Source organism: Streptomyces milbemycinicus (assembly GCF_002154605.1).
Classification (GTDB): domain Bacteria; phylum Actinomycetota; class Actinomycetes; order Streptomycetales; family Streptomycetaceae; genus Streptomyces; species Streptomyces milbemycinicus.
Genome location: NZ_MUNE01000933.1, coordinates 1 through 9,935 on the forward strand (window position 1 = coordinate 1; position 9,935 = coordinate 9,935).

General features: G+C 70.1%; 9 protein-coding genes and 1 pseudogene. 3 read left to right on the forward strand and 7 right to left on the reverse strand.

Annotation, left to right across the window (positions count from 1 at the left end; genetic code table 11):
* Window positions 1–104 (reverse strand): annotated as a pseudogene (locus CCN51_RS58750) (trans-aconitate methyltransferase); the annotation flags it as partial.
* 123 nt (window positions 105–227) lie between these two features.
* Here CCN51_RS58750 and CCN51_RS49060 point away from each other — a divergent pair.
* A complete protein-coding gene (locus CCN51_RS49060) occupies window positions 228–725 on the forward strand; it encodes a MarR family winged helix-turn-helix transcriptional regulator (RefSeq protein WP_014176949.1) in 498 nt (165 codons plus the stop codon).
* Here CCN51_RS49060 and CCN51_RS49065 read toward each other — a convergent pair.
* The 4 genes from CCN51_RS49065 to galT all read right to left on the reverse strand — a co-directional run bounded on the left by CCN51_RS49065 (window position 684) and on the right by galT (window position 5,160).
* On the reverse strand, window positions 684–1,589 hold the full coding sequence (locus tag CCN51_RS49065) for a response regulator transcription factor (RefSeq protein WP_043486961.1): 906 nt from the start codon (window positions 1,587–1,589) through the stop codon (window positions 684–686). The two genes, CCN51_RS49060 and CCN51_RS49065, sit on opposite strands and share 42 nt — an antisense overlap.
* Before the next feature lie 340 nt (window positions 1,590–1,929).
* A complete protein-coding gene (galK, locus tag CCN51_RS49070; RefSeq protein ID WP_055413949.1) occupies window positions 1,930–3,129 on the reverse strand; it encodes a galactokinase in 1,200 nt (399 codons plus the stop codon).
* 16 nt (window positions 3,130–3,145) lie between these two features.
* Window positions 3,146–4,120, reverse strand: coding sequence for a UDP-glucose 4-epimerase GalE (gene galE / locus CCN51_RS49075; RefSeq protein ID WP_014176952.1), 975 nt, complete (start codon window positions 4,118–4,120; stop codon window positions 3,146–3,148).
* Window positions 4,117–5,160, reverse strand: a complete 1,044-nt coding sequence (gene galT, locus CCN51_RS49080; RefSeq protein ID WP_014176953.1) for a galactose-1-phosphate uridylyltransferase — start codon at window positions 5,158–5,160, stop codon at window positions 4,117–4,119. The genes galE and galT overlap by 4 nt, the downstream gene beginning before the upstream one ends.
* A 185-nt stretch (window positions 5,161–5,345) precedes the next feature.
* On the opposite strand from galT, the gene CCN51_RS49085 reads away from it, so the two are divergent.
* Together CCN51_RS49085 and CCN51_RS49090 are read left to right on the forward strand one after the other, a co-directional pair.
* Window positions 5,346–7,016, forward strand: coding sequence for a sodium:solute symporter family protein (locus CCN51_RS49085; RefSeq protein ID WP_014176954.1), 1,671 nt, complete (start codon window positions 5,346–5,348; stop codon window positions 7,014–7,016).
* Between the two features lie 46 nt (window positions 7,017–7,062).
* A complete protein-coding gene (locus tag CCN51_RS49090) occupies window positions 7,063–7,389 on the forward strand; it encodes a hypothetical protein (RefSeq protein WP_014176955.1) in 327 nt (108 codons plus the stop codon).
* A 1-nt stretch (window position 7,390) separates the two neighbouring features.
* Here the strand turns inward: CCN51_RS49090 and CCN51_RS49095 are convergent, their stop codons facing one another.
* Complete coding sequence (locus CCN51_RS49095; RefSeq protein WP_043486964.1) at window positions 7,391–8,077, reverse strand: helix-turn-helix transcriptional regulator; 687 nt, start codon at window positions 8,075–8,077, stop codon at window positions 7,391–7,393.
* A gap of 353 nt (window positions 8,078–8,430) precedes the next feature.
* Window positions 8,431–9,684: a hypothetical protein gene (locus CCN51_RS49100; protein WP_245881847.1), complete on the reverse strand. Its 1,254-nt coding sequence runs from the start codon at window positions 9,682–9,684 to the stop codon at window positions 8,431–8,433.
* Window positions 9,685–9,935 lie beyond the last annotated feature (251 nt).

Below are 9,935 nucleotides of genomic sequence, written 5' to 3' on the forward strand. Positions count from 1 at the left end.
GTGGGGAGGTCGGGGATACGGGCGAGGAGGTCGAGGAAGGGGCGGGTGCGGTGGCCCGCGTGGCGGAGGTACTGGCGCGGATCCCAGTTGGGTGAAGAGTGCATGGCGAAGCCCCCAGGCAGGTACGCATGGTGTGCGGCGATCTTTGTCGCCCAGGCCTACGGTGCTCCAGAAAGTATCTTGATGTCAAGAGACTTCATGTCGACAGACCAACTACACTGATCGTCATGGAGGACGAGGTCGATCGGCTGGTCGCGGCGTGGCGCCGGGAGCGCCCTGACCTCGACGTGGAGCCGCTGGAAGTGCTCAGCCGCGTCAGCAGGCTCGCCCGCCATCTCGACCGGGCGCGGCGGATCGCCTTCGCCGAGCACAATCTGGAGCCCTGGGAGTTCGACGTGCTGACGTCGCTGCGCCGGGCCGGGACGCCGTATCAGCTCTCGCCGGGGCAGCTGCTCACCCAGACCCTGGTCACCTCGGGCACCATGACCAACCGGATCGACCGGCTGGCGAAGAAGGGCCTCGTCGAGCGGCTGCCCGACCCCAGCGACCGGCGCGGGGTGCTGGTGCGGCTGACCGACGAGGGGCGCGACCGCGCCGATCAGGCGCTCGCCGGACTGCTCGACCAGGAGCACGCCATCCTCGCCGAGCTGTCCCAGGCGCAGCGGGCCGAACTGGCCGCGCTGCTACGCCAGCTGACCGCCCCGTTCGACAATCTCCCCGGTTAGGTCGACGGGGCCGACCCCGGCGCGGCGGGCCAGGGCCACGGCCGCCAGGGTGGAGTGCACGCCGAGCTTGCCCAGCACGTTCTGCATATGGGTGCGGACCGTGTGCGGGGACAGATACAGCCGCTCGGCGACCGCCTTGCGGCCGAGCCCGGCCACCATGCAGCGCAGCACCTCGCGCTCGCGCGGGGTCAGCGACTCGACCAGCCGCTCGCTCTCGGTGCGGTGCTTACGGGCGGCCGTCATCTCCCGCAGCACGCCGGTGAGCAGCGCGGGCGGCAGATGCGTCTCGTCGCGCAGCACGCCGCGGATGACCGCGAGCAGCCGGGAGAGCGAACAGTCCTTGGCGACCCAGCCGCACGCCCCGGCCTGCAGGGCCGCCGCCGCCCGGCGCGGGTCGTCGCGCTCGGCGAGCACCACCGTACGTACGCCCGGCTGTGTCGAGCGGACCCCGCCGACCAGCGAGATGCCGTCCACGGCCCGGCCGCTCGCCATCCGGGCGGGCGCCGCGCGGCTGTTCGCAACTCCGCCGCCGACGGCACTGCCGGCACCGGCACCGCCGGTGAGCTGCCCGCCGCCCACGGCCCCATGGCCCGTCGGCGCGCCGCTCATCAGCGATTCGGCGGATGCGGGCAGCGGCTGTGGCGGGATGCCGACCGCCCCCCTGGCCCCTCCGCCCAAATCCGCGTCGACCAGCATCACATCGAAGCGGCGCCCCTCGGACGCCCCGCGCTCCAGACAGCGCAGCGCCGCCGGACCGCTGCCGGCCGCCGCGACCTCCACGTCCTGCTCCGCCGCGAGGGCGGCCGCCAGCGACTCGGCGAAAATGCGATGGTCATCCACCACGAGAACCCGAATACGTGCCACGGAACCCCCCACGTCGCCGGATACGGAAAAACCCAGTGCGGGTACGGCGCCCGGTGCGAGGGTCGCCGCAACCGCACGGCCGCCGCCGTGCTGATCGCTACCCCACCCCGGGCGTCGTACCTGCCTGTCTCGCCCCCTGATAAGCGTCGGCCCCCACCGACGCTGTGCACAGCGTACGGCCGGAGTCCGACACCGGGGGTGAATTTCGGCAAAACTGACCGTCGGCGCACCGACGTTGACCTGCTCCCGTGAGGATCGTGTTCCGTTGTGAGGAGTAAGTCAACGAATCGGTACGGTATTTGATCGGGCGAGCGGTCAACTGGCCGATAGGGCTTGCCTGTTACGCGAGCCGCCGCGCCCCCGCGCTCGGCACTGCCGGGAAGATCCGCGGGGCCCGGTACCCGGCCGCCGCGAACGCCTCGGTCACCGCCTTCCCGACCGACTCCGCGTCCGCCTCCTCCACCAGCACGATCGCCGAACCGCCGAAGCCGCCGCCGGTCATCCGGGCGCCGAGCGCGCCCGCCGCGTTCGCCGTCTCCACGACCAGGTCGAGCTCCGCGCAGGAGATCTCGAAGTCGTCGCGGCACGAGGCGTGCCCGTCGGTCAGGATGGGGCCGATCGACCGGGTGGCGCCCGCGTCAAGGCGCTCGATGACCTCCTCCACCCGGTGGTCCTCGGTCACCACATGGCGCACCCGCTTGACCAGCGTCTCGTCCCCCGCGAGGGTGCCAAGGGCCTCGTTCAGGCGCTCGTACGCGACATCGCGCAGGGCCCGCACCCCGAGCGCCCGCGCACCCGCCTCGCAAGCGGCGCGCCGGTTGGCGTACGCGCCGTCGCCCAGTTCGTGCTTGACCTGGGTGTCCACGACCAGCAGCCGCAGCCCCTCGGCCGCCAGGTCGAAGGGCACCTGGCGCAGGGACAGCTCACGGGTGTCGAGGAACAGCGCGTTCCCGTCCGTGCAGCAGGCGGACGCGGTCTGGTCCATGATTCCGCAGGGGACGCCGACGAAGACGTTCTCCGCACGCTGGCACAGCTGGGCGATACGCAGCGGCTCCAGGCCGAGCCCGTACAGCTCGTTCAGCGCGGAGGCGGTCACCACCTCCAGCGCGGCGGAGGAGGACAGGCCCGCGCCCGTCGGCACCGTGCTGGTGTAGTGCAGATCCGCCCCGCCGGCCGCGGCGCCGGTGAGCACCCCCGCGTCGCGCAGCGCCCAGGCCACGCCCGCCGGGTAGGCCGCCCAGCCGCCGCGGTCGCCGCCCGCGTCGTCGGCGACCGGCGCGAGTTCGTCGACGCGCAGCTCGACGACCCCGCCCGGGGCGTCCCCGGAGTGCAGCCGCAGCACACCGTCGGTGCGCGCGCGGGCGGCGGCCAGGCAGGTGTGCGGCAGCGCGAGCGGCATGACGAAGCCGTCGTTGTAGTCGGTGTGCTCACCGATCAGGTTGACCCGGCCCGGGGCCGCCCAGACGCCCTCGGGCTCGGCCCCGAACACCTTGCGGAAACCTTCCACCGCGCGGTCCGGGCCGCTCACACTGTCACTCACGGGCTGACTCTCCTTCTCACTGTGCGACGTGCTGTGCGAACCGCCAGGCGTCCGCGACGATTCCGGCCAGGTCGGCGCGGCTCGGGCGCCAGCCGAGGCGTTCCTTGGCCCGCTCGGCCGAGGCCACCAGGACCGCCGGGTCGCCGCCCCGGCGGGGGGCGTTCACCTCGGGGATCGGGTGGCCGGTGACCTGGCGTACGGTCTCGATGACCTCGCGGACCGAGAAGCCGTTGCCGTTGCCGAGGTTGCAGATCAGGTGCTCGCCCTCGGTCGCGGCGCCCAGCGCCAGCAGATGGGCGTCGGCCAGGTCCGCGACATGGATGTAGTCGCGCACGCAGGTGCCATCGGGGGTGGGGTAGTCGTCGCCGTAGACGGAGATCGCCTCGCGGCGGCCCTGGGCGACCTGGAGGACGAGCGGGATGAGGTGCGACTCGGGGTCGTGCCGCTCGCCGTACGCCCCGTAGGCGCCCGCGACGTTGAAGTACCGCAGGCTCACCGCCGCCAGGCCGTGTGCCGCGCACTCCCCGCTGATCATGTGGTCGACGGCGAGCTTGGTGGCCCCGTACGGGTTGGTCGGCGCGGTCGGGGCGTCCTCGGTGATCGGGACCTGCTCCGGCTCGCCGTAGGTGGCGGCGGTGGAGGAGAAGACGAGCTTGCGCACGCCCGCCTCGCGCATCGCCGCGAGCAGGTCGGTGGTTCCGCCGACGTTGTTGACCCAGTACTTCTCGGGGTTGACGACGGACTCGCCGACCTGCGAGAAGGCCGCGAAGTGCAGTACGCCGTCGAAGGAGGGGTCCAGCCACTTGCCGGCGTCCTGAATGCGCCCCTCGATGAACTCCGCGCCCTCCGGCACCCCGGCGCGGTGCCCGGTGGACAGGTCGTCCAGCACGGTCACCCGGTGACCGGCCTCCAGCAGATGCGCCGCAACCACGCCGCCGACGTAGCCGGCACCGCCGGTAACCAGGTACTTCCTCTGCTGCGCATTGCTCACTTGCTCGCTACCTCTCGCAGTCGCTCGGCCGCGGCCTCCGGCGGCACATCGTTGATGAACACATTCATGCCGGATTCGGAACCCGCGAGAAACTTCAGCTTGCCGGAAGTGCGGCGGATGGTGAAAAGCTCGAGGTGAAGTGCGAATTCACCCCGGTCCGCGATGCTGAAGGGCGCCTGGTGCCAGGCAGCGATGTACGGCGTCGGCGGCTCACCCTGGCCGAAGATCCGGTCGAAGCGCTTCAAGAGTTCCAGATACATCTGTGGAAACTCTGTGCGCGCGCCTTCGTCGAGGTCACGGAGGTCGGGGACGCGCCGCTTGGGATACAGATGCACCTCGTACGGCCAGTGCGCGGCGTACGGCACGAAGGCGATCCAGTGCTCGCCGTCCATGACGATGCGCCGCCCGTCGGCCCGCTCGTCGGCGACCACGTCGTCGAAGAGGTTGCGGCCGGTGCGCTCACGGTGCTCGGCGAGTGAGCGCAGCATCAGCTGTGTACGAGGCGTGGTGAAGGGATACCCGTAGATCTGCCCATGGGGGTGGCCGAGGGTGACGCCGATCTCCTTGCCGCGGTTCTCGAAGCAGAAGACCTGCTCGACGGAGGGGAGATCGGCCAGTTCGGCGGTCCGGTCGGTCCATGCCTCCAGTACGAGGGCGGCCTGTTCGACGGTGAGATCGGCGAAGGACGCGTTGTGGTCGGAGGTGAAGCAGACGACCTCGCAGCGGCCCGAGTCCCCGGCCAGCGAGGGGAAGCGGTTCTCGAAGACCACGACGTCGTAGTCGGCGGCGGGGATCTCGCTGTGCCGGCCCTCGCGGGAGGGGCACAGCGGGCATTCGTCGGCCGGCGGGTGGTAGGTGCGGCCCTGGCGGTGCGAGGCGACCGCGACGTTGTCGCCGAGCAGGCGGTCATGGCGGATCTCGGAGCTGGTGGCGACGGGGTCCAGGGGCCGCGGGTCGACGGCGTCGCGCACCGCGTCATCGCGCGCGTCGTAATAGATCAGCTCGCGTCCGTCCGCGAGCCGCGTCGCCGTCTTCTTCACTCCGCCAACTCCTGTCAGTGCCATGGGTTGTCCAACGGCTGCCACCCAACACAACCGAACACAATGAACCACAACTCAACAGCCGCGTCAATGAGGGCGGAGGTGACCGGACAAAGCAGGAGAATTCGGATACCTTCGCCGCACGTTTCTGGTGCGTTCCGTTCCGGCGATGAAGCGAGTCACGTATGCACTGTCTGGCCGAAGGGCTCCGGCTCCCCACCAACGCACTCGACTACTCCATTCTCATTCTCTACTTCGTCGTTGTCCTGGGCGTCGGATTCGCCGCCAGAGCGAGCATCAAGACAAGCCTCGACTTCTTCCTGTCCGGCCGCTCCCTGCCCGCCTGGGTGACCGGCCTCGCCTTCGTCGCCGCCAATCTGGGCGCCCTGGAAATCCTCGGCATGGCGGCCAACGGCGCGCAGTACGGCGTCTACACCGTGCACTGGTACTGGGTCGGCGCCATCCCGGCCATGGTCTTCCTCGGCCTGGTCATGATGCCCTTCTACTACGGCTCCAAGGTGCGGTCCGTCCCCGAGTTCCTGCTGCACCGGTACGGGCCCGCCTCGCATCTGCTCAGCTCGATCATCTTCTCGGTGGCGTCCGTGCTGATCGCGGGCGTCAACCTCTACGCGCTGGCGATCGTGGTCGAGGCGCTGCTGGGCTGGCCGCAGTGGGTGGCCATCGTGGTCGCGGGGCTCTTCGTCCTGGTCTACATCACCCTCGGCGGGCTCTCCTCGGCGATCTACAACGAGGTGCTGCAGTTCTTCGTCATCCTGGCCGCCCTGATCCCGCTCACCGTCGTCGGCCTCAAGCGGGTCGGCGGCTTCGGCGGGCTGGCCGACACGCTCAACGACAGATACGGGGAGAACTTCACCTCCGCCTGGGGCGGCACCGGTATCGGCTCCGTCAACCCGCTGGGCGCCAACTGGCTGACCATCGTGCTCGGCCTCGGCTTCTGCCTCAGCTTCGGCTACTGGACCACCAACTTCGCCGAGGTGCAGCGCGCCCTGTCCGCCAGAAACCTCTCGGCCGCCCAGCGCACCCCGCTGATCGCCGCCTACCCCAAGATGTTCATCCCGCTGATCGTGGTCGTCCCCGGGCTGATCGCCCTGGTCATCGAGCCGGGCCTGGGCAGTACGAAGAGCGGGCTGCAGTACAACGACGCGATCCCGCTGCTGATGCGCGATCTGCTGCCCAACGGCGTGCTGGGCGTCGCGGTGACCGGTCTGCTCGCCGCCTTCATGGCGGGCATGGCGGCCAACGTCTCGTCCTTCAACACCGTCTTCACCAACGACATCTGGGCGGCGTATGTGCGCAAGGGCCGGTCGGACGAGCACTACCTGCTGACCGGGCGCGTGGTGACGGCGGTCGGTGTGGTGTGCGGCATGGGGACGGCCGTCATCGCGTCCTCGTTCAGCAACATCATGAACTATCTGCAGACCCTGTTCTCGTTCTTCAACGTGCCGCTGTTCTGCGTCTTCATCATCGGCATGTTCTGGCGGCGGGCCACGGCCGCGGCCGGGTTCTGGGGGCTGCTCTCCGGGACCGTGGCCGCGATGATCAACTATTTCTGGCTCTACAAGGCGCAGGTGATCTCCATCCCCAGCGACCAGGGGGCCAACTTCGTCTCGGCGATCGTGGCGTTCGTGGCCGGCGGCGTGGTGATGGTGACCGTCTCGCTGTGCACCAAACCCAAGCCGGTGGAGTCGCTGGCCGGGCTGGTCTACGGGACCACCTCCCCCGGTATGGCCGAACCGCCGGCCGTCGGCGACGAGGCCTGGTACCGCCGGCCGGCGCTGCTGGGCTGGGGCGCGATCGTGCTGGCGGCGCTGTGCTACGTGCCGTTCTCCCTGTGACCTTCTCCCCGTTGTCTCCTGCGTCTCCCGAAGGCAGGCCCGAGTCATGAGCGACGAGTACGAGTACCAGCACCAGGTCGAGGAGCTCGAGGGCAAGTCGGCCTCCGCGGCCCGGCTCTTCGACGTACGGCGGATCATCGGCGGGCTGTTCGTGATCTACGGGATCATGGTCACCCTCGCCGGGATCACCGTCTCGGACGCGGACCTGAAGAAGGCCGAGAACATCAACATCAATCTCTGGACGGGCGTATGCATGCTCGTCCTCGGGCTGCTGTTCCTGCTCTGGCTCAGGCTGCGGCCCTCCGCCCCGCCGCACCCCGCGCCCGAGCCGCCCACACCGCCTGAGGAAGGTCCGAACGCGGGCGGCAGCTGAGTCACGGCGACGGCGGCGGCTGGTGGGTCGCCGCCCGGTCCAGCAGCCCCGTGCGCGCGGCCAGGGCCGCGGCCTCCAGCCGGGACCCCACCCCCAGCTTCATCAGCACCCGCTGGACATGCGTACGCGCCGTGCTGGGCGCGATCCCCATGCCCGCGGCGATCAGCCTGGTGTCCTCGCCGTCCGCGACCCGGACCAGCACCTCCACCTCGCGGGGGGTGAGCATCCGCAGCAGCCGGGAGCCCTCGTCGTCCGGCTGCGCCGCCGGGTTCAGCAGCTCCGCGAACGCGCCCTGCAGCAGCTGCGGCGCCACGGCGGCCTCCCCCGCGCGCGCCTTCACCATCGCCCGCTCGACGCCCTCGATGCGCTCGTCGTGGCGCACATAGCCGGACGCCCCGGCCGCGAACGCGGCCGCTATGCCGCGCGGGCTCGGCACCGGGCCCAGCACCACCACGGCGACCTGTGGCCGCTCCTTCTTTATCCGTACGACCGGTTCGAAGGCCCCGGGCTCGGCGGGCGCCGCCGTGCCCAGCAGACACACCTCCGGTGCCCGGCTCACCACCAGCTCCGCCGCCCCCGCGCTCGGCGCGGCCGCCGCGAGCACCCGGTGCCCGCGCAGCTTCAACGCCGAGGCGAGCGCCTCGGCGAGCAGTCGGTGGTCATCGACCACCATGAGTCGCACGCCCACGAGCTCCCCCCATCCGCTCAGGCACGAAGTCCCGGCCGCTCACCGGCCGCTCAGTCCCACCGTCCGCGCCGGCACCCCCTCGACTGCGGGGCCTCACACAGAGGCCCTGGACTCCCTTGCCCCGGGAAGCTACACGCTTGTTCGACGTCATGGGCCCCTTACCCGGAAGAAGCCCCCCGGAATGCCGAAATCCCGGCCATTCGCGCCTACTTGACATCTACTTGGCGTCCGAATCGGACCGATACAGCCGCCCCGCCCGCCCGCGCATACGCGGGCGCCAACGGCGGCGGCCCCGCCCCGTACGGTACGTATGGGGCAGGGCCGCCGAGCTGTCTTCCCGAGGCGCTTATCGGTCAGCCGCCAGCGCCGAAGATCGCGGCGAGCGGGTCGTCCTTGTCGTAGCTGCCACTGGGCTTGGTGGCGTACTTGTCGCTCATGTAGAGCCGCTGGTTCGCGTAGATGACCTCGTTGTACTTCGCGCTGAACTTGGACTCCATCTCGCGACCGGCGACCTGGTTCTGCAGCAGCTTGTCCTTCTTGTACGACTTGGGGTCGATCCGCCAGACCGCGCCGCCCGCGTCATAGGTGGCCTCCTGGTAGGCGGTGACGTAGCCGTCCTTGTCCAGGCCCAGCGGGGTCAGCGCCGCGCCCTCGACGCCGTCGGTCTTGCCGATCGCCTTGCCGGTCTTCAGGCTGAAGGCGATGACCTCGTTCACCGTGCCGGACGACGAGCCGGAGCGCTCCTCGGACCCCATGAACAGAGCGTCCGCCGACTTGCTGACGACGGCCATCTTGCAGCCCTCGACATTGGTCGACTCACACTCGGCGATGTACTTACCGCCCTCCGTGGAGATCTTGCTGACGACCTTGCCCACCTTGCCGCTGTCGTCGATCGTCAGGAAGTCGGAGACCGCGGCACCCGTCGAGTCGCCCGCGTCGAGGCCGACGATCAGCGGGTCGGTGGACAGGACGTGGACGTAGTCCAGGCCGGGCGAGACCTTGTAGCTGGACTTGATCTTGCCGTTCTTCGGGTTCAGCGTCTGCACCTGGATCTGCGGGTTGTCGTACTGACCGCACCGGCGCACCGCGACCAGCTTGTCGCTGCCGCCCGCGTAGCCGTCGTCCGAGCAGTCCTCGCCGTCCTGCGGCTTCCACAGCAGCTTGCCGTCGAGCGACCAGGCCGCGCCGCCGCTGGTGCCGCCCGCGGCGACGGTGCCGCCGCCGAGGGTCACCTCGTCGAAGCGCAGCTTGTCGTCACCGGCACCCACATGCTTCTGCCAGAGCATCTTGCCGTTGTTCAGGTCGAAGAGCCCGACCTCCGTGCAGGAGGGGTACTTGTCCGCCTTGGAGGGCTTGGCCTCCTGGAAGAGGATCGTCGTCAGGCCGTCCTCGTTGAGGTGGGCCGAGGACCAGCAGATCTCGCCCGCCAGCGGGATGGTCCACTTCGGGCTTCCGCCGTCCAGCGGATAGCCGACGATCTTGTAGACGTCGGCCTTCACAAAGGTGTCGTCGGTGACCCACATGCCCTCGGTGGTGATCTGGTCGCTCACCTTCGGCATGTCGATCTTGTTGAGCAGCTTCCCGTCGACGGTCTCGGGCGCGGGCACGTCCTTGCCGCCCGTCGTGCCCGAAGTGGATTCCTGGCTCTGCTTCTTGTCCTTGGGGTCCTTGGCCTGGTCGTCGNNCCGCCGCCCTGGCCGCCGCCCGGCGCCACGCCCGGGTAGGCGTTCTGGGGCGGGTACGGGCCCTGGGGCGGATATCCGTACTGCGGCTGCTGGCCGGACGGGTACGCCGCGGGCATGCCCACCTGCGTCGGCTGCGCGTGCACGGACTGCGGCTGCTGCGGCGGATAGCCGTA

Coding starts and splice junctions, on each gene's coding strand:
- CCN51_RS49085 (WP_014176954.1), top strand. CDS start 5,346: ATGCACTGTCTGGCCGAAGGGCTCCGGCTCCCCACCAACGCACTCGAC.
- CCN51_RS49060 (WP_014176949.1), top strand. CDS start 228: ATGGAGGACGAGGTCGATCGGCTGGTCGCGGCGTGGCGCCGGGAGCGC.
- CCN51_RS49090 (WP_014176955.1), top strand. CDS start 7,063: ATGAGCGACGAGTACGAGTACCAGCACCAGGTCGAGGAGCTCGAGGGC.